General features: G+C 68.0%; 16 protein-coding genes. 14 read left to right on the top strand and 2 right to left on the bottom strand.

Going from position 1 to position 19132, the window contains the following annotated elements; translation table 11 throughout:
• The first annotated feature begins 6 nt into the window (after positions 1 to 6).
• Positions 7 to 1617 (top strand): benzoate-CoA ligase family protein, encoded by a 1611-nt coding sequence (locus ACLJRL_RS09550; RefSeq protein ID WP_410655715.1) that lies wholly within the window; start codon positions 7 to 9, stop codon positions 1615 to 1617.
• 28 nt (positions 1618 to 1645) lie between these two features.
• On the opposite strand, the gene ACLJRL_RS09545 is transcribed toward ACLJRL_RS09550, so the two are convergent.
• Positions 1646 to 2110 carry a MarR family winged helix-turn-helix transcriptional regulator gene (locus ACLJRL_RS09545; RefSeq protein ID WP_410655714.1) on the bottom strand — a complete coding sequence of 155 codons (465 nt, stop codon included), beginning with the start codon at positions 2108 to 2110 and terminating at the stop codon, positions 1646 to 1648.
• 99 nt (positions 2111 to 2209) lie between these two features.
• On the opposite strand from ACLJRL_RS09545, the gene ACLJRL_RS09540 reads away from it, so the two are divergent.
• From ACLJRL_RS09540 to ACLJRL_RS09525, 4 genes are read left to right on the top strand one after another with little or no spacing between them, the layout of a single operon-like run.
• Positions 2210 to 3175: a ring-cleaving dioxygenase gene (locus ACLJRL_RS09540; protein WP_410655713.1), complete on the top strand. Its 966-nt coding sequence runs from the start codon at positions 2210 to 2212 to the stop codon at positions 3173 to 3175.
• Complete coding sequence (locus ACLJRL_RS09535) at positions 3172 to 3777, top strand: alpha/beta hydrolase (RefSeq protein WP_410655712.1); 606 nt, start codon at positions 3172 to 3174, stop codon at positions 3775 to 3777. The genes ACLJRL_RS09540 and ACLJRL_RS09535 overlap by 4 nt, the downstream gene beginning before the upstream one ends.
• A 37-nt stretch (positions 3778 to 3814) precedes the next feature.
• Entirely contained in the window at positions 3815 to 4963 is a 1149-nt protein-coding gene (locus tag ACLJRL_RS09530) for a dipeptidase (RefSeq protein ID WP_410655711.1), read from the top strand.
• Positions 4964 to 5001: 38 nt separating this feature from the next.
• The gene (locus ACLJRL_RS09525) at positions 5002 to 5364 is read left to right on the top strand and encodes a lipopolysaccharide assembly LapA domain-containing protein (protein WP_410655710.1); all 363 of its coding nucleotides are present in this window, start codon (positions 5002 to 5004) and stop codon (positions 5362 to 5364) included.
• On the opposite strand, the gene ACLJRL_RS09520 is transcribed toward ACLJRL_RS09525, so the two are convergent.
• Positions 5361 to 6194, bottom strand: coding sequence for a maleylpyruvate isomerase family mycothiol-dependent enzyme (locus tag ACLJRL_RS09520; protein WP_410655709.1), 834 nt, complete (start codon positions 6192 to 6194; stop codon positions 5361 to 5363). The genes ACLJRL_RS09525 and ACLJRL_RS09520 overlap by 4 nt on opposite strands.
• A gap of 88 nt (positions 6195 to 6282) precedes the next feature.
• Here ACLJRL_RS09520 and ACLJRL_RS09515 point away from each other — a divergent pair, with 88 nt between their 5' ends.
• The 9 genes from ACLJRL_RS09515 (at position 6283) to ACLJRL_RS09475 (ending at position 18897) form a co-directional block, all read left to right on the top strand.
• On the top strand, positions 6283 to 7065 hold the full coding sequence (locus ACLJRL_RS09515; protein ID WP_410655708.1) for an Abi-alpha family protein: 783 nt from the start codon (positions 6283 to 6285) through the stop codon (positions 7063 to 7065).
• Between the two features lie 8 nt (positions 7066 to 7073).
• Positions 7074 to 8318, top strand: coding sequence for a DUF445 domain-containing protein (locus ACLJRL_RS09510; RefSeq protein WP_410655707.1), 1245 nt, complete (start codon positions 7074 to 7076; stop codon positions 8316 to 8318).
• Positions 8319 to 8813: 495 nt separating this feature from the next.
• Positions 8814 to 9125, top strand: coding sequence for a zinc-binding dehydrogenase (locus ACLJRL_RS09505; protein WP_410655706.1), 312 nt, complete (start codon positions 8814 to 8816; stop codon positions 9123 to 9125).
• 258 nt (positions 9126 to 9383) lie between these two features.
• Entirely contained in the window at positions 9384 to 12341 is a 2958-nt protein-coding gene (locus ACLJRL_RS09500) for a patatin-like protein (protein ID WP_410655705.1), read from the top strand.
• Between the two features lie 256 nt (positions 12342 to 12597).
• A complete protein-coding gene (gene ectA, locus ACLJRL_RS09495; RefSeq protein WP_410655704.1) occupies positions 12598 to 13089 on the top strand; it encodes a diaminobutyrate acetyltransferase in 492 nt (163 codons plus the stop codon).
• Between the two features lie 37 nt (positions 13090 to 13126).
• Positions 13127 to 14377 (top strand): diaminobutyrate--2-oxoglutarate transaminase, encoded by a 1251-nt coding sequence (ectB, locus tag ACLJRL_RS09490; protein WP_410655703.1) that lies wholly within the window; start codon positions 13127 to 13129, stop codon positions 14375 to 14377.
• Positions 14378 to 14413: 36 nt separating this feature from the next.
• Positions 14414 to 14803, top strand: a complete 390-nt coding sequence (locus ACLJRL_RS09485; RefSeq protein WP_410655702.1) for an ectoine synthase — start codon at positions 14414 to 14416, stop codon at positions 14801 to 14803.
• A 22-nt stretch (positions 14804 to 14825) separates the two neighbouring features.
• On the top strand, positions 14826 to 15725 hold the full coding sequence (gene thpD / locus ACLJRL_RS09480; protein WP_410655701.1) for an ectoine hydroxylase: 900 nt from the start codon (positions 14826 to 14828) through the stop codon (positions 15723 to 15725).
• Positions 15726 to 16101: 376 nt separating this feature from the next.
• Entirely contained in the window at positions 16102 to 18897 is a 2796-nt protein-coding gene (locus tag ACLJRL_RS09475; protein WP_410655700.1) for an AfsR/SARP family transcriptional regulator, read from the top strand.
• Positions 18898 to 19132: the final 235 nt, after the last annotated feature.

Here is a 19132-nt window from a genome sequence, read left to right as displayed (position 1 = left end):
GCGCCCGTGACCGCTACGACAGCTGCCGGGTTCAATGCGGCGAGTTACCTGCTCGACAGGCATTTGGCGGAAGGGCGCGGAGCGAAGGAAGCGGTCGTTTCTCCCCGGCGCAGCCTCACCTACGCCGGTCTTTCCGCCGAGACCCGACGGGTCGCGGCCGGGCTGAGGGCGATCGGTGTTCGCCCGGAGGAACGGGTCCTGTTCTGCATGGTCGACGACGTCGAGCTGCTCACCGGGATCCTGGGCGCGATGCTGGCCGGCGCCGTCGCGGTCCCGGTGTCCACGATGGTCACCGGGATGGACCTGGGCAAGGTGCTGGCCGATTCGCGGGCCAGGGTGCTGTGCGTTTCCGGCGAGTTCGCCGCGCAGGCGACGATCGCGCTGGGACTGGCGCCGGAGGTCACCGACGTCGTGCTCGACCGGGCGACGGCGGTGGAACTGCCGGCCGGGGTCCGGGTGCACGACTGGAACGATCTGTCCACAGTGGACGACCGAGGTTTCGAGGCGGCGCCGACCTGGGAGGACTCACCCGCGCTCTGGCTCTACACCTCGGGGACGACGGGAAAGCCGAAAGGCGCGATGCACCGGCACGGCGGCATCCGCGCGGTCTGCGAGACGTATGCGCGCGGCGTGCTGGACACCGGGCCGAGCGACCGGTTCCTTTCCATCCCGAAGCTGTTCTTCGCTTACGGCTTGGGGAATTCGGCGTTCTTCCCGCTCGCGGCGGGCGGGACGGCGCTGCTCGAACCGGCCCGGCCGACCCCGGGGCTGATCGCCGCCAGGGCCAAGGCCGAACGGCCCACCCTCTTCTTCGCCGTCCCGACGTTCTACGCGGCGCTGCTCGCCAGCGACATCCCGGACGACACGTTCGCCTCGGTGCGCCAAGCCGTTTCTGCCGGGGAACCGCTGCCCGCCGTGCTGTACGAACGGTTCCGCGAGCGTTTCGGCGTCGAGATCCTCGACGGCATCGGGTCGACCGAGGCGCTGCACATCTTCCTGTCCAACCGCCCGCGTCAGGTCCGTCCGGGCACCACCGGGGTGCCGGTGCCCGGGTACGGCGTCGATCTGCGCGACGAGCACGGCGCTCCCGTGCCGGACGGGCAGCCCGGCGAGCTGTACGTGTCCGGGCCCTCGATCGCGAACGGCTACTGGGCGCGCTACGAGACGACGAAGCTGGTCTTCCAGGGCGAATGGCTGCGTACGGGCGACAGTTTCGTGCGCAATCCCGACGGCAGCTACACCTGTCTCGGCCGGTTCAACGACATGCTGAAACCCGGTGGGATCTGGGTGTCCCCGGCCGAGGTCGAAGAGCGGCTGCTGCAGCACCCGGCGGTCGCCGAGGTGGCCGTCGTGGCCGCCTTCGACGCCGACGGCATCGAGAAACCGGTCGCCTGCGTGGTCGGCATGCCCGACCACCGGCTCGACGCGGACGAGCTCATCGAATTCTGCCGGGCCGGGCTGGCGTCGTTCAAGCGGCCGCGCGGGATCGTCGAGCTGGGCGAACTGCCCAAGACGGCGACCGGGAAGATCCGGCGCAACGTCATCCGCGAACTGGTGCGGGACATGTACCAGGTGGAGGCCTACCACCCCGACCCCGCCCTGACACCCCGCTCGTGAGTGATTTGGGTCGTTCTAACGACCCGAATCACTCACGACCCGAGGAGTCGCCGTTGGCCGTGCGCAGGGTCCGCATGGCCTCCGCCAGCGCGGGCGCGTCGTCACCCAGCGGAGCCAGCACGATCCGGCGCAGGATCTCCGCACACGCCTCCCGTGCCTGCTGGGCGACGTCGAGGCCGTGCTCGGTGAGGGCGGCGAACGTGACGCGGCGGTCGTCCGGGCTGGGGACGCGGCAGATCAGGTCGGCGGCCACCAGCCTGTCCGCGACCTTGGTGAAACCGCCGCTGGACAGTGCCGCCTCGACGGCCAGGCGTGTCATCGGCATCCGGTGCTCCGGCGAGCGGACGAGCCGCAGGAGGATGTCGAACGACGCCGGCGCCAGGCCGAACCGGTCGGCGATCTCGCCCATCAGCTTGTTCTGCGTGGCCAGGTAGCCCTCGATCACCAGGCCCCACCACGTGACCACTTCGTCGTCCTTCGGTTCGGCTGTCACGCGGGCGAGCCTACACCGAAAACTCTTCCAGGAATATATCTTGCGCGCGAGAGGTTATCGGGTTAGCTTGCTTTTACCGGCTTCCAGAGGAGGGGCACCATGTCGATCAAGACCTCCGGCCTGCACCACGTCACCGCCATCGGTGGCGATCCCCAGCGCAACGCGGACTTCTACACCCGGGCCCTCGGCCTGCGGCTGGTGAAGACCACCGTGAACTTCGACGACCCCGGCACGTATCACCTCTACTACGGCGACCAGTCCGGCAAGCCCGGCTCGCTGATGACGTTCTTCCCGTGGAAGGACGCGCCCGCCGGCCGCCACGGCACCGGGCAGGCGACCACCACGTCGTTCTCCGTGCCCGAAACCTCGCTCGGCTGGTGGAAACAGCACCTCGCCGAGAGCGGCGTCGAGACCGGCCGGGTCCGGAACTCCGACGGCGAAGAGACGCTCACCTTCAACGACCCGGACGGCCTGAAGATCGCGCTCGTCGCGCATCCGCAGGGCGACCCGCGTGACCCGTGGGACACGGAACTCGTCCCCGCCGAGAACGCGATCCGCGGCCTGCACTCCGTCACGCTGTCAGTGTCCAAAGAGGACGCGACGGCCGGGATGCTGACCGATGGGCTCGGCCTGAGCTTCGTGCACCAGGAAGGCAACCGTCTGCGGTTCTCCGCCGGTGAAGGTGGTCCGGGCGCGCTGGTCGACGTCCTGGTGACGCCGGACGCGCCGCGCGGGCTGGTGGCTTCGGGCACCGTCCACCACGTCGCCTGGCGCGCGCCGGATGAGCCGACGCAGGCCGCTTGGCGCGACGAGCTGATCGACGACGGTGTCAACGTGACGTCCATTTTGGACCGTCAGTACTTCCGGTCGATCTACTTCCGTGAGCCGGGCGGCACTCTGCTCGAGGTCGCGACCGACGAACCCGGATTCGCGATCGACGAACCGCTGCTGGAACTCGGCCGCGCGCTGAAACTCCCGCCGTGGCTGGAACCGAAGCGCGAGGACATCGAGGCGATGCTGCCGAAGCTGGACCTCCCGAGCGAGAACAACCCGGGATCACGATGAACTCCTTTGACCACAAGTATGTCGAAGGTTCACCGGAAGCGCCGGTGCTGCTGCTCCTGCACGGCACCGGCGGTGGGCCGGACGATCTGGTCCCGCTCGCGCGTGAGCTGAGCCCGGCCTCGGCGCTGCTCGCGCCGGCCGGGCCGGTGTCCGAACACGGTGCGGCACGGTGGTTCCGGCGTCTCGCCGAGGGCGTTTTCGATCACGAGGACGTCGTCTTCCGTGCCGAGGAACTTGCCGATTTCGTGGTGGCGGCCCGGAAAGACTACGGAATCGAGGACAGACGTCTCGTCGCTGTAGGATTTTCCAACGGTGCCAACATCGCCGCCGCGGTGACGTTGCTCCGCCCGGACGCCGTCCGAGAAGCCGTGCTGTTCGCGGCGATGTCGCCCGTTCCTTCGCCGCCACAGCATGATTTGTCCGGTACGCGAGTGTTTCTGTCGAATGGTGAACACGATCCGATGGCGCCGCTCGCGTCGGCGGAAACCCTTGTCCGGGCGTTGCGTGAGCGTTCCGCCGACGTCGTCGCACATCGCCATCCGGGCGGACATACCGTGACAGGCAACGGTTTGGTCGCGGCCACGCAGTGGCTTACCCAGTAGTCAGGGAGAGCAAAGTAGACGAACGTACCATCGTCCGATGACCAACGGGGAATTAGCTCGCGCCCAGGCACTGCTCGAATCCGTGATCCTCGCGGACGGACACAACGACCTGCCCTGGGAACTGCGGGTCACGACCGGACCGGATCCGGTCGAGGCCGTGGCGGGCACCGATCTCACCGTCCGCCAGGCACATCTGCACACCGATTTCCCGAAGCTCGCCGAGGGCAGGCTCGGGATGCAGTTCTGGTCCGTTTACGTGCCTTGTCAGTTCGAGGGGCACAGCGCGGTCACGGCGGTCCTCGAACAGATCGAGATCGTGCACCAGATGGCCGAGCGCTACCCCGATCGCCTGGCCCTCGTGGACACCGCCGACGAAGCCGAAGCCGCGTTCCGCGACGGCAAGATCGCCTCGCTGCTGGGTGCCGAAGGCGGGCACAGCATCGCCGAATCCCTGGGCGTGCTGAGGATTCTGCGCCGTCTCGGCGTCCGCTACATGACGCTGACGCACAACTACAACACCACCTGGGCCGACTCCGGCACCGACGAGGCCACGCACGGCGGGCTCACCGGCTTCGGCCGCGACGTCGTCCGCGAGATGAACAAGATCGGCATGCTGGTCGACCTCTCGCATGTCGCGCCGAGCACGATGCGCGACGCGCTGGAAGTCAGTTCCGCGCCGGTGATCTTCAGCCACTCCTCGTGCGTCGCGGTCAACGACCACCCCCGCAACATCCCCGACGACGTCCTGGAAACCCTGGCGGCCAGGGGCGGCGTCGCGATGGTGACCTTCGTACCGGGCTTCATCTCGCCGCGCGTCGCGGAGTGGGACGACCAGCTGCGCCAGGACATGGACGCGGCGGGTGAGGACTACCGGAACCTCGACCTGCGCACGAAGTTCACCGCGTCGCGGGGCGGCCCCGAGAAGCCGAAGGCGAGCATCGACGACGTCGTCGCGCACATCGAGCACGCGCGCGAAGTGGCCGGTGTCGACCACCTCGGACTCGGCGGCGACTACGACGGCGTCGCGACGCTGCCAGTCGGTCTGGAAGACGTTTCGAAGTACCCGGTCCTGTTCGCCGCGCTGCTGGAGCGTGGCTGGAGCGAGGCGGATTGCGCGAAGCTCGCCGGCCAGAACACCTTGCGCGTGCTCCGCGCGGCGGACGAGGTCACCCGTTCGGACGCTTGAGGGCGCGATCAAGCCGACTTCGGCGGACACTGTCCAGCATGACTCAGCCGCAGGAGGGTGCCGCCGAGGTTCCGGTCGAGCCCGTCAAGCCGCCCGAAACCGCTGGCGGCGCGCGCCACAGCGGTAAGTTCGACGCCGTCCCGAAGCTCAAACGCACGCGGGTGAGCGGGACCTGGATCGCCGTCATCGTGGCGTTGGTCGTGCTGGTCTTCCTGCTCGTCTTCATCCTGCAGAACCAGGACACGGCCACCGTGCACTTCCTGGGCATGTCCGGCAGCATGCCGCTCGCCGTCGCGATGCTGTTCTCCGTGATCGCCGGCGGCGCGGTGGTCGCGCTCGTCGGCGGTGCCCGGATCCTGCAGCTGCGCAAACAGGCCAAGTCGCGTCATCTGCTGCGCTAGCTCACGATGATCGACGTCATCCCGAGCAGGGTGGCGCAAACGTTTTCGTCCCCCTTGGCGGTGACCCGGTCCCGGTCCACCGGGTTCCGGGTGCACAGCCGCCAGAAGGTGTCCGCGTCCGTCGTCACCGAAGCCAACGGTGAGCGGGACGTCGGCGCGGAGCGGTCGATCACCCAGCCGTCCGCGGTGCGCTGAGCCGTCCATTTCCCGCCGCCCGGCCCGGTCACCGTGTAGGCCACCTGCCTGCCCGTCCGCGTTCCGACGTCGCGCAAGGTGTGCGGCAGCGCCCGCAGGAAGATGTCGACCACCGGCCCGCGGAACTCCGGCTCGTCGAGCGGCCGCGCCCCCACGGCCTCGCGGATCTGCTGCTGGTGCACCCAGAACTCGGTGTACTCGCGGGCGACGTCGAGCCACACCGGCGCCGGTTCGTCCCCCGCCCAGCTCACCGGATCGCCGAGGGCGTCGAGGTCGGCGCGGCCCCACATCTCGGCGAGCTGCGCGGTGGAGTCGACCAGCATCGCGAACAGCACTTCGGGGGACAGCCGCCGGCACGCCACCACCCATTCGTCGTTGATCCGGTCGAGGAACTTCGCGAACGGCTCACCCTCACGCGGCGACGTCGTGCGGTAGCCGTCGCGGTCGCGGGACAGCCTGCCGAGCTTGTCGCCCAGGATGTGGGCGGCGAGATCGTGCACCGTCCAGCCCGTGCACACCGTCGGCGCGGCCCACTGGCTCGCGTCGAGACCGGTGAGCACGTCCAGCAAGGCCTGCTCCTCCCGCGCGAACAGCGGGAGGACGTCGATCGGCGGACCCCAGCGCGTGAAGCTCATGGCTCCATCCAAACACCCACGTCGATCACAATTTCGGCCATTCGGCCTACTCGCAGGTAGCATCAGCGCGAACGCGAGGGGAGTGCCCGTGAGCAACGATCGACCCGCCGGTGACGACCTGGCCGCTTTCGCCAAACGCGCGGGGCAGCTGGCGGGCTGGGCCGCCCGCACGGGCTTCGAATTCACGCGCAAGCTGCCCGGCGTCGACATCGCCGAGCAGGTTCTCAAGCAGGGCGAGCGGCAGTTGCTGACGGAACTGCGCCGCCGTCTCGACGAGGTCGACGACCCGTATCACGCCGCGCTGACCGCCGCGTCCGCGATGAACCGGCCCGACGCCAACGGCTCGCGCCCGATCGAAGCGACCGTCACCCTCGTGCACACACGCAGCCAGCTAGAGCCGCTGCGCGCCGCGATGGCCGAGCTGCTCAACCACTCCATCGGCTTCGGCCGCGAGCGCGCCCGCGAGTACCTCTACGCGATCATCCTGCGGCAGCTGACGCCGGACGAGGCCCGCATCCTTTCCGCGCTTTCGGACGGCTCGCCGTTCCCCGCGGTCGACGTCGCCGAGCGGACCAACCTCGGCGGGGCCGGACGGTTCGTGCTGCGCAACGCTTCCACCGTCGGCAAGGCGGCCGGGGTGTCGCTGCCGGACCAGGTGCCCGGGTACCTCACGCGGCTGATCGGGCTCGGCCTGGTCGAGCTGGACGAAGAGGTGCCCGCGCTGGAGACGCAGTACGAAATCCTGCTGACCGACGAGGTCGTCCGTGAGGCGGAGAAGTCGGTCAAACGGGCCAAGTTCGTCAAACGCACCGTCCACATTTCCCGGCTCGGCGCCCAGTTCTGGCAGGCCTGCGACCCGAGCATCGGCTGAACCCGGGCATGGGTGCCTTCCTCGACGGGATCCTCGCCGATTTCGCCCGGCACTGGCCGCTCTACGTCTCCATCCCGATCGTCGCCGCGCTGATCGGGTACACCACCAAGCTCGTCGCGATCCGGATGATGTTCCAGCCGGTCGAGTTCGTCGGCATCAAACCGTTCCTCGGCTGGCAGGGCATCGTGCCCAAACGGGCCGCGCGGATGGCGAGCATCGCCTGCGACACGATGACCGAGCAGCTGATCAAACCGGCCGAGGTCGTCGCCCGGCTCGATCCGCAGAGAATCGCCAAGGAGATCGAAAAGCCGCTCCAGGCCGCCGTCGAGGAGATCGTCCGCGACGTCGCCGGGCACTACCAGCCGGGACTGTGGGAATCGCTGCCGGTGCGGGTGCAGCGGCTGGTGATCCAGCGCGTCCAGGCCGAGACGCCGAAGATGGTCGCGGCCGTGCTGGAGCTGATCAAGTCCGATGTGGACAGTGTGTTCGACCTCAAGGGCATGGTGGTCACCGCCCTGGTCAAGGACAAGCGGCTGCTGAACCGGATCTTCCAGGAGGCGGGCGACAAGGAGTTCAAGTTCATCGCCCGGTCCGGCATCTTCTTCGGCGGGCTGATCGGCGTCATCCAGATGATCGCGTGGGTGCTGTTCAAGTTCCCGCTGATGATGCCGCTGTTCGGGCTCTTCACCGGCTGGTTCACCGACTGGCTCGCACTGCGGATGATCTTCTACCCGCTCGAAGAGCGCCGGTACTTCGGTGTGCGCTGGCAAGGGCTGTTCCTGAAGCGGCGCAGCGAGGTCGCGGAGGCGTACGGCGGATTGATCGCCCAGGAGATCATCACCCCGCACAACGTGATCGAGGCGGTACTGCACGGGCCGCTGTCCGACCGGGTCCTCGGGCTGATCCAGCGCCAGCTCGACGAGCAGCTCGGGCGCCGCGTCGGCGTCGGGAAACCGCTGGTGGTGTTCGCCGTCGGCAGCAGACGGTATCAGGACATGAAGCTGAACATCGCCGAGAAGATCATGGACAAGCTGCCGGAGACCATGCGGTACATCGAGGACTACGCCAACGACGCGATGGACATCCGGAACGTGCTGGTGACCAAGATGAAGGAGCTGTCGCCGCGCGAGTTCGAAGGTCTGCTGCGGCCGGCGTTCCAGCAGGACGAATGGATCCTGATCGCGACCGGCGCCGGCTTGGGCTTCGCCGTCGGTGAGGCTCAAGTCCTGCTGCTCGAACACTTCGCCGCCTGACCCGGCCCGCGTTTAGTCCTCTGAATGCGGTAGTTCGCGTTACCAACGACCGCATCCAGAGGACGAAACGCGGGAGGCACGACTCGCTTCCGCGTGTAAGGCCTTGTGAGCGGTCCTGTGTTGAGGGGGTGTGTGGAAATAGGGACGTTGAGTGTCCCTATTTCCACACACCCCCTCCGGATCCGGTCGTGACAGGGACGATCTCGCCTGACTGTGTGGGTTTTGGGTCATCTGACGTCCCGAAATCCACACAGTCGCCGACGCGCCCACTCGCGACCGGCGGGAGGTCAGGACGCTTTGGTTGCGTCGTAAGAGCGGCGCGCCTCGCCTACGATCGCCCGGTGCTTCACCGCCCAGGCGGAAAGCGCGTGGAGTGGCGCGTCGAGTTCGGCGGCGTGCGTTTCAGCGGCGAGGGCGGGCCCGAGGTACTGAAGGTCGTGGACGTCGAAATCGGCGAGCCGGGGCCGGGCGAAGCTCGGCTACACCTCCGCGGGGGTGATCGACGCGGTCACGGCGCTGGCGGCGGTCGAGGTCGCCGGCCACCTCGGCGCCACCACGATCGCGACGACGCGTACGCCCGCGAAGAAGGAGCGGCTCCTCAAAGCCGGTGCGGCACACGTGATCGTCACGAGCGAAGAGGACGTCGTCGAGCGCACGAAGGCGTTCACCGGTGGGCGCGGCGCCGACCTGGTCTTCGACGCGATCGCCGGTGAGGGCGTGCGCAAGCTGTCCGACGCCACCGCGGCCGGCGGCGCGATCGTGATCTATGGCGCGCTGGACACCAAAGAGACGCCGTTCCCGCTGTAGTACGCCCGACGATGCGGATGTTCAACGCTTTCGGCATCACGATGAACCCCGAACGGCTTCGCCGCGCCGACGCCTTCATCCGCGCGGGTGTCCGGGCGGGATCGTTCCAATCAGCAGTTCGGGAAGATCGTCCTCACCGTGAAGTGAAATTGCCCTTAAGGGCGAACGAATTTCGGCACTAACGGTGGTACAGCGGTTCGGCCGTCCGGTCTAAAGTGCACGTGCTCGATCGTGAGCACAGCCTTGGGGAGGGCGCACATGGCCGACGCGGGAAGTCCGTGGCCGCAGGAGATCCGGCTGGCGATGACCATGGTGGGCGGGGCGAGCCTCGCGGTCTGGATGGGCGGGGTCGCCACCGAGACCTCGCATCTGCTGCAGGCGTCGAGAACGCCGGAATCCGAGAGCCCGTACCGGGCCTTGCTCGATCTGCTCAATGCCACGGTCTCGCTCGACGTGCTCACCGGCACGAGCGCGGGCGGGATCAACGCGGCCTGCCTGGGGCTGGCCGAGGCGTTCCGGTCGAGCCCGCAGGTGTTGCGTGACACCTGGATCAGCACGGGATCGCTCGACAATCTCATTCGCGATCCCGGCGAGAAGCAACCGCGCTCGCTGCTCGACGGCGACAAGGTGCTGCTGGCGGATCTGAAGGACGCGCTGCACCGGATCACCGACAAGGCGACGGTGAAACCCGACTGCCCGGACATCACCGTGCTGCTCACCGGCACGATGATCGACGGCGAGACGACCCGGTTCGACGACGCGCTGGGAAACCTGGTGCGGGACACCGAACATCGCCTGCTGTTCCGGTTCGATGGTCCTTTGTGGACGAACGACGTGGTGGGGCCGCTCGCGCTCGCGGCACGCTCCACCGCGTCGTTCCCCGGAGCGTTCGAACTGTCCCGGATGCCGATCGGTGACAAGACCGACGCGCTGCATCCGGATATGACGCCCTACACCGATGTCACCCGCTCCCATTGGCTGACCGACGGCGGTGTGCTGCTGAACAAACCGTTGCGCCCGGCGATGCGGGAGATCTTCGAGCGGCCGTCCCATTCGGACGTCCGGCGGCTGCTGCTCTACGTGGTGCCGACGGCGGAACGTGAAGCGGAGCGGGTCGAGGTCGACCCGGAACGGCCGCCGTTGCTGGGCAGCGCGATGAGCAAGGTCGTCGGCACCGTGCTGAGCCAGACCATCAGCGCCGAACTCGAAGACCTGACCCGGCACAATGACGCCGTCGTCCGGACCAGAGGGACCCGTGTTTCCCTTGCCGCGATGGGAGTCCGTGCCGGCCCGGGCACCCTGGTCGACCAGCGGCTGATGAACGACTACCGCGACCGCCGCGTGCAGGAGGACGCCACCGCGCTGGTCCGCGAGGCGACCCGCCGGCTGTCACTGTCCGATGTGGACGACCCTGGCCGTCAGTGGGCCTCGGGTACGGCGGCGCAGTTGCGCGCGGCCGCGGCGGAGGGACTGCGTGACGGCCTGCCCACCGAGCCGCCGAAGGATTCCTGCGCACTCGAAGACCTGATCGCCTTCCGCACCACCGCGTTGGACGATTCGGTGGGCACCGGTCTGCAACTGGTCAACGCGGGTTTCCGGCTCGATCCCGCGCCGGAGCAGGCGGTCCAGCTCAACCGCTGCCGGGTGCTGCTGCACGAGGCGCGGCACCGGGCCGCCCGCGGCAGCAGGCTCGCGAGCTGGGTCGCCCAACAGGAACCACCGCCCGCCGGTGACACCCTCTCCGGCTGGATCGAAGGCCTGGCAAGGGAATGGGCCGCGCTCGGCCGACCGGACACGCTGAAAGAGGCCTGGCCGCTCGTGGCCGCCGCGCTCCGGCAGGCGACGCCGATCCTTTTGCCGCTGGCGCGGGCGAAACCGGACGCCGAGGCCGCCGACACGGTCAGCACGCTGCTCGCGTGGACCGGGCTCACTTCCGATGAGAAGAGCGCCGGAGATCCCGTCGTCACCTCGCGGCTGGTGCTGCTGCACATCGCGACGCGCGGGCTCCTCGCGCAACCGCCATCGGTCGATCAGCGGGTCGACCTCGTCCAGGTGAGCGCGGATTCACGGACGCTGCTCGACATGAAGCGGCGCCGGTCTTGGGACAAGCTCACCGGGATGCAGGCCGACTACTTCGGCGCGTTCTACAAGGCGTCCTGGCGGGCGAACGACTGGATGTGGGGCCGCGTCGACGGCGCGGGCTGGCTGATCCAGTGCCTGCTCGACCCGAAACGCCTGCGGCTGCTGCGCGACGTCGTCGGGAGGGAGTCCTTTCGCACGCAGGTGCGGGAGACGTTCAAGAAGATCGGCTGGCGGCAGCCGGGTACCGAAGACGGGCTGTCCCAGGCGGAAGCGGACGCCTTGCGCGCGCAACTGGCCGGTGAACTCGCTTTCCTGGGTCTCGACGGCGAACTCGGTGACGTGGAAGGAGAAGCCGGGCTTCCGATCAGTATGCCGGTGACGGCGATGGCGCTCGCCCGGATGCGGCAGCTCCAGGTCGCGCGCGAGGAACTGCCCTGCGTCGGCCTCCACGCCGGACACGACGTGAAAACGGCCAAGGGGAACGGAAAGCCGTCCGAACGATTCCGTCGGTTGATCGAAACCGAACCGTTCAACGAAGAATCGGCGGACGACGACCGGACCCAGCGCGCGTTCCAGGCGTGCCAGGTCTCCGGCGAGCGGTTCGAACACGAACGCGGTTCGATGCTGCTGACGAAGACGTTGGTCAAGGCGGGGGCCGCCGGGATCAACGCGACCGTCGGCGCGACGCGCGTGCCGAAGTCGGTCCAGCCCGCCGCGACCTTCGCGCAGGCCGCCGGGCGCAGCGCGTGGTGGGTCACGCGCGGCGCGGCCACCCTGCCGTCCCCGTGGAACGTGCTGGCCGCGCTGATCACCGTGCTGGCCGGGTTCGTCCTCGGTGGACAGGGCGGGCCGGTGCTGCAGTGGGTCGGCGTCCCGGTGGCCGCCGGCGCCATCGTGTTCCTGATGGTCAGCCTGATGACGTTGCGCAGGACGTGGCGAATGGTGCTGACGGTGCTGGGCGTTCTCCTGGGAACAGGGCTGCTGTTCGCCGGGTTCCTGCCACCGGTGCGGGATCCGCTGTTCGGCTGGCTCGGCGAGGTCGTCGCGGGCTGGCGGCGCGGCGAGGCCCCGGTCTGGTGGCTCGCGGTATGCCTGCTGGTCCTGCTGCCCGCCGTCCGGCCTCGTCGTAAGTAGTCCTCTGGTGGCGGTAGTTGAGAGCGCAAGTACCGCAACTAGAGGACGAATTGCGCCCTGGTCCTGCGACGGAGTGGTAACGGTTGGTATCGTCACATGCAGTGAGACCGCAACGAAGCGGCCTTACCCACAAGTGCTGCGCATCAAACGTTACCGTTACCTTTATCACGTGTGTTTCAGGGTTGTTGCAGGTAGCCGCGTTGCCGCCGATGCGCTGATCTGACCGCGCCCGAAACCTCCGGTACGTTTCTTGAACATGTCCGGAAAGCACTTGATCGAATCGCCGACCAAGTCCGACGGTGCCGCGCTCTGGCGAATCGCTCGCGATTCCCAGAAGCTCGATCTGAACTCGTCGTACGCCTATTTGCTCCTGAGCCACGATTTCGCCGACACCTCCGTCGTAGCGAAAGTCGACGGCACCGCGGTCGGCTTCGTGCTCGGGTATCGCAAGCACGACGTCGGCTTCGTCTGGCAGGTCGCAGTCGACGCCTCTCAGCGCGGAAAAGGGCTGGCAGGCGCGTTGCTCGACGAGCTGTTTCAGCGACTGGTCGCGCAAGGTGTGCGGTACCTCGAGACCACGATCACGCCGGACAACGAGGCTTCGATCCGGTTGTTCGCCTCGTTCGCCAAGCGGTGGGACGCCACCCTGGAACGCAGAGATCTGTTCTCCGCGGCGGATTTTCCGGCCGAGGACGGAACGCATGAGCAAGAGGATCTGTATCGAATCGGTCCGCTCAGCAGCCACTAGAACGTAAAGCCGGGGATCCAGGGAGAAAGAAAACGTGATGAGTATTTTCGAGGAACTCGAATCCGAAGTACGCAGTTACAGCCGTGGCTGGCCCGTGGTGTTCGACCGGGCGCAGGGAAGCTATCTGTACGACGAAGACGGCAAGGGCTACCTCGACTTCTTCGCCGGCGCGGGCGCGCTCAACTACGGGCACAACAACCCGGCGCTCAAGCGGGCCCTGATCGACTACATCGCGCGCGATGGCGTCACGCACGCGCTCGACATGTACACCGTGGCGAAGCGCGACTTCCTTGAGACCTTCAAGGAAAAGATCCTCGCGCCGCGCGATCTCGACTACAAGGTCGTCTTCCCCGGCCCCGGTGGCGCCAACGCCGTCGAGGCCGCGCTGAAGCTCGCCCGCAAGGTGACCGGCAAGGAATCGGTCATCAACTTCACCAACGCCTTCCACGGGATGACCCTGGGCGCCCTCTCGGTGACCGGGAACTCGATGAAGCGCGGCGGCGCGGGTGTCCCGCTGGTGCACGCCACCCCGATGCCGTACGACAACTACTTCGACGGCTCCATCCCCGACTTCCTGTACTTCGAGAAGCTGCTCGAAGACTCCGGCAGTGGCCTCAACGAGCCCGCCGCCGTGATCGTCGAAGGCGTGCAGGGCGAGGGCGGCATCAACGCCGCGCGCATCGAGTGGCTCAAGGCCCTCGACGACCTGTGCAAGAAGCACGGCATCCTGCTGATCCTCGACGACGTCCAGATGGGCTGCGGCCGCACCGGCCCGTTCTTCAGCTTCGAAGAGGCGGGTATCCAGCCCGACATCGTCTGCCTGTCGAAGTCCATCGGCGGCTACGGCATCCCCATGGCGCTGACGCTGATCCGCCCGGACCTCGACGTCTGGGAGCCGGGTGAGCACAACGGCACCTTCCGCGGCATCAGCCCGGCGTTCGTCACCGCCACCGAGGCGCTGCGCGTCTACTGGAGCGACGACGAACTGGAGAAGTCGACGAAGGCCAAGGGCGAGCGCATCGCCGCCGCCTTCTCCGGCATCGTCGAGGCCTACCCGGACGCGAACCTGGTCGCCAAGGGCCGCGGTCTCGCCCGTGGCCTCGAGTTCCAGAACGGCGACCTGGCGGGCAAGGTCTGTGCCGCCGCGTTCGAACGCGGGCTCCTGATGGAGACCTCCGGCCCGGACGGCGAGGTCATGAAGCTGCTGCCCCCGCTGACCCTGACCGACGACGAACTCACGAAGGGCCTGTCGATCATCGACGAGTCCATCGCCACCGTCCTGAACTGAGGCGTCCGTACCAGAGAAGAAGTAGGGAGACATCCTTTGCTTGTCAGAACACTCGACGAGGTCACCGACACCGAGTCCGACATCAAGACCCCGAACTGGCGCAGCAAGCGCATCGTGCTGGCCAAGGAGGGTGTCGGCTTCTCGGTGCACGAGACCACGCTTTACGCCGGGACGGTCAACGACTTCTGGTACGCGAACCACATCGAGGCGGTCTTCATCACCTCCGGTGAGGGCGAGCTCGAGAACACCGCCACCGGCGAGGTCTTCCAGCTGAAGCCGGGAACGTTGTACCTGCTCAACGACCACGACAAGCACCAGGTCCGGCCCAAGACCGAGATCAAGTGCGTCTGCGTGTTCAACCCGCCCATCACCGGACGTGAGGTCCACGACGAAAACGGCGTGTACCCGCTCGTAACCGAATCCTGAATCGCTCGAGGAGGCGACTGCATTGACGCTGACCGACACCCGAGTCGACGACAGCTACCCGACCCGCATCACGGGTAAGCCCCAGCACCTGCCCCGGACGCACCCCACCGTCTGGGGCACGGAGGCCGACGGTCCCATTGACGCGGCCGCGCTGGCCAACCACGAGACCCGTGGTTACACCGTCGTCGACCAGCTGTTGTCGCCAGGTGAAGTCCAGACGTACTGGCAGGAGCTCGTCCGGATGTCCTCGGGCGATCACCGCGATGATGAACGCGTCATCACCGAGGCGCGGACCGGTGAGGTCCGTTCCATCTTCGACGTCCACGAGACCAGTGAGCTGATCGCGGAGCTCGTCCGCGATCCTCGCGTGCTCGACCGGGCCCGGCAGATCCTCGGCTCCGAGGTCTACATCCACCAGAGCCGGGTCAACTACATGCCCGGCTTCAAGGGCACCGGGTTCTACTGGCACTCGGACTTCGAAACCTGGCACGCCGAGGACGGCATGCCGTCGCCGCGTGCGGTCAGCTGCTCGATCGCACTCACCGACAACTACCCGTTCAACGGCGGGTTGATGGTGATGCCGGGATCGCAACGGACCTTCGTCCAATGCGCCGGGGAAACTCCCGAAGAGAACTACAAGAGTTCACTGAAAGAGCAGCGGGCCGGTGTCCCCAACGAGGACGACATCACCAAACTCGCCGCCGAATACGGTATCGATCAATTCACCGGGCAGGCCGGTTCGGCGCTCTGGTTCGATTCGAACGTGATGCACGGTTCGTCGAACAACATCACGCCGTACCCGCGGTCGAACATCTTCGTCGTGTTCAACAGCGTCGAGAACGCGCTGAGGGAACCGTTCGCCGCGATCGAACCTCGTCCGGCGTTCATCGCCGGCCGGAACAGCAGCCCGCTGACCCGCTGATACGCACAGCGTGACAGGGCGCCTGTAGCCAAGGATGTGCGCCCTGTTACGTTGTCGCGACGTGAACGGGCCAGTGGGTTCGCTCACGTAGCTGTTCGTCGACGACCGCACGGGTTCTTCGCTCGGGGTGAGCCCACCCGCACGGACGTGGACGCCGATGTCCGATGTGGGTCGCGCCCCCAGGCGGCCCAAATCGGACATCCCCCCGGCTCCGTGCCATCAGATCGGGACTGATGGCACGGAGCCGTTTTATTGCCCGGGTGCCGCGAAGACGTTCCGCAAAGCTCACGACAACCTTTGTTTTCTGGTTGGCGGCGTCTTCGCGAGGTAGGTTGGCTACTCCGGTAAGGGGAGAGATCGGGGGGAGGGGGCTGTCATGGGCGAAAACGCTTCCCCCGCCAGCTTCCAGCTCCTCGGTCCCGTGCGGTTGCTGCACGGCGAGAAGCCGGTTCCCGTCGGCGGCCCCGGAGTCCGCGGCCTGCTCGCGCTGCTCGCCCTGAAGGTCAACAAGGTCGTCGGGCTCGACGAGATCATCGACGCGCTGTGGGGTCACGATCCGCCGGCCACCGCCCGCACGATCGTCCACGGCAACGTCTCCCATCTGCGGCGGGTGCTGCGCGACATCCAGGGTGATCATCCTCAGGGCGCCCAGATCCTGACCGCGCCGCCCGGTTATCAGCTCACCGTCGACCCCGGCCGGATCGACGTCCACCGCGCCCGGAGCGTGCTGGAACAGGCCTCCACCGCTGAGCCCGGTAAGGCATCCATACTGCTCGCCGGGGCACTCGCGCTCTGGCAGGGACCGGCGCTCGCCGGGGTGCCGGGTTCGGTGCGCGCGCCCGAACTGGAAGACCTGCGGCTGGCCGTCCACGGCGCCCGGGTCGACGCGGACCTCGAACTCGGCAGGCACGCCGAACTGATCGTCGAACTCAGCCCGATGGTCCGGGCCGATCCCCTCTCCGAGCGCACCGCGGGCCAGCTGATGCGCGCGCTCTACCATGCCGGGCGCCGGGGTGACGCGCTCGAGCTGTACCGCACCGTTTCGCGGGCGACGCTGCGCACGCTCGGCGTCGAACCCGGCGCGGATCTGCGCTGGCTGCACGAACGCGTGCTCAACGACGACCTGCCGGTCAAGATCGTCACCGATACCCGGCCGAAGTCCGAACAGGTCACGACGCCGGTGCAGCAGTTGCCGCCCGCGGTGCCGAACCTCGCCGGCCGCGAAGCCGATCTCGCCTGGCTCGACGAGCTTTCCGAGCGCGCCGAAGCGGGCGAGACGGCTGTCGGCGTCGTCAGCGGGACGGCGGGGATCGGCAAGAGCAGCCTCGTGGTCTGGTGGGCGCACCGCTCGGCCCGGCGCTTCCCGGACGGAATCCTCTTCGCCTCGCTGCGCGGATTCGACCCGCACCACCCGCCGCTGGAGCCCGCCGAACTGCTCACCCAGTTCCTGCTCGGCCTCGGCGTTCCGGTGGAAGGGATTCCCGAGCAGGTCCACGAGCGCATCGCGTTGTACCGCTCGATGATCGCCGGACGGCGGATGCTGGTGATCCTCGACAACGTCCGCTCGGCCGAGCAGGTGCGCCCGCTGCTGCCGCCGGGCTCGCGCTCGATGACCCTGGTGACGAGCCGGTCCCGGCTCGACGGGCTGGCCGTGTCCAACGCCGCCAAGCTGCGCGTGCTCGGCACGCTCGCGCCCGGCGACGCCGTCCGGCTGATCGAGGAACTCGCCGGGCCCGCCGGATTCGACCTCAACCACGCGCTCGCCCGGCTCTGCGGCTATCTCCCGCTCGCGCTGCGGATCGCGGGCGCGCGGCTCGCGGCCAGCGCGCAGTGGAGCGCGCAGGACCTGGTCGACGAACTCGGCAACGAACGCACGAGGCTGGCCGCGCTCGACGTCGACGGCCCGGACGACGGCGTCCGCGCGGCGTTCGACGTCTCGTTCCGCGGGCTGCCGCCCGACGTCGCGGACACCTTCCTGCGGCTCGGCGTCGTCCAGTGCGTCTCGGCCGGTTCCTATCTGACGGCCGCGATCAGCGGGATCACCGTGCCCGAAGCACGGCGGCATCTGCGGGTGCTCGCCGCGCACAACCTGCTCACCGAGACCGGCCGCGACGCCTTCGGCCCGCACGATCTGGTCCGGCTGTTCCTGCGCGAACTGGCCGAGAACGAACTCGACGCCATCGACCGGAAAGCCGTCCTGTCCCGGTCGGTGCGGTACTACCAGGCCGTCGCGGACCGGGCACGGCGGCTGATGCTGCGGATCGTCGATCCGCTCGATTTCACCGGTGTGCTCACCGACGCCCAGACCCCGCCGATGCGCGGGTTTTCCGAGGCACAGGACTGGTTCGCCGCGGAATGGGAAAACCTCATGGAGGTGCTCGACGCCGCCCGTGCCGCCGGACGCCACGACGACGTCTGGCGCCTCGCCAGGGTCGCGCACACCTATCGCGCGGTGTATCCGCTGCTGGACGAGTGGACGCGGCTGGTCGAGATCGGCCTCGAGGCCGCGGAGCGGTCCGGCGACGTGCTCGGCCGGTGCTGGATGCTGATCTCGCGGTGCGCCATCGCGCTGACCTTCGAACTGCCGCAGGGCTGTCTCGCCGACGCCGAACGTGCGCTGGAGCTGGCGAGCGCGGTCGGCGACAAGCGGCTGATGGTCTCGGCGAACATCCACCTCGGCTCCGCGCTGACCCTGCTGGGCCGCCATGACGAGGCCATCGCGACGCTGCGGCAGGCGGTCGAGGAGACCGACCGGACCGGCGATCTCGAACTGCGCGGGCAGGCCCTCAACAATTGCGCCGAGGCCGAAAAGCGGGCGGGCCGGTTCATCGAGGCGATCGGGCATCAGGTCGTTTCGCTGGAGATCGACCGGACCCTCGGCGACGACAGTTACGTCGTCGTTTCGCTGAACAATCTGGCCGAACTGAGCATGAAGATCGGCGAACTCGCGGCCGCGGAGCGGTACGTCTGGGAAGCCATCGACCTGACCATCAGCCGTCGGTTCCTCCTCCAGGAGGGCGTGCTGCGGCTGACCCTGGGCCGGGTGCTGCGGGCCAAGTCCGAGATGGACGGTGCCCGGGAGCAGTTCGGGCTGGCGCTGAAGATCTACGAGGACGCCAATCCCCGGCTCTCCGGGCTCGTCCAGGCGGAGATCACCGACCTCGGCCAGTGATCCTTAGCGGATTCTTAGTGGGCCCGTCCCTTGCGCGCGTAGGGTCCGCTTCAGTGTCGGTCGAGCCCTAGGGGAGGGGCATGCGGTAGGGACCGGCGCTCGGGCGGACCCGGTTCGGAGTCCGTCTGAAGAGTCGCCAGGAGCGGCTCGTGGCGGTCCGGCCGGTGGCGGATGGGGGCGATACCGGCCGGCCGCCAGGCGACCGCCATCGCACCCGCCGTTGTCGCATTCAGAG

The organism is Amycolatopsis sp. lyj-112 (assembly GCF_046549055.1).
Taxonomy (GTDB): Bacteria; Actinomycetota; Actinomycetes; order Mycobacteriales; family Pseudonocardiaceae; genus Amycolatopsis.
This window is presented reverse-complemented; position numbering and strand designations above follow the sequence as displayed.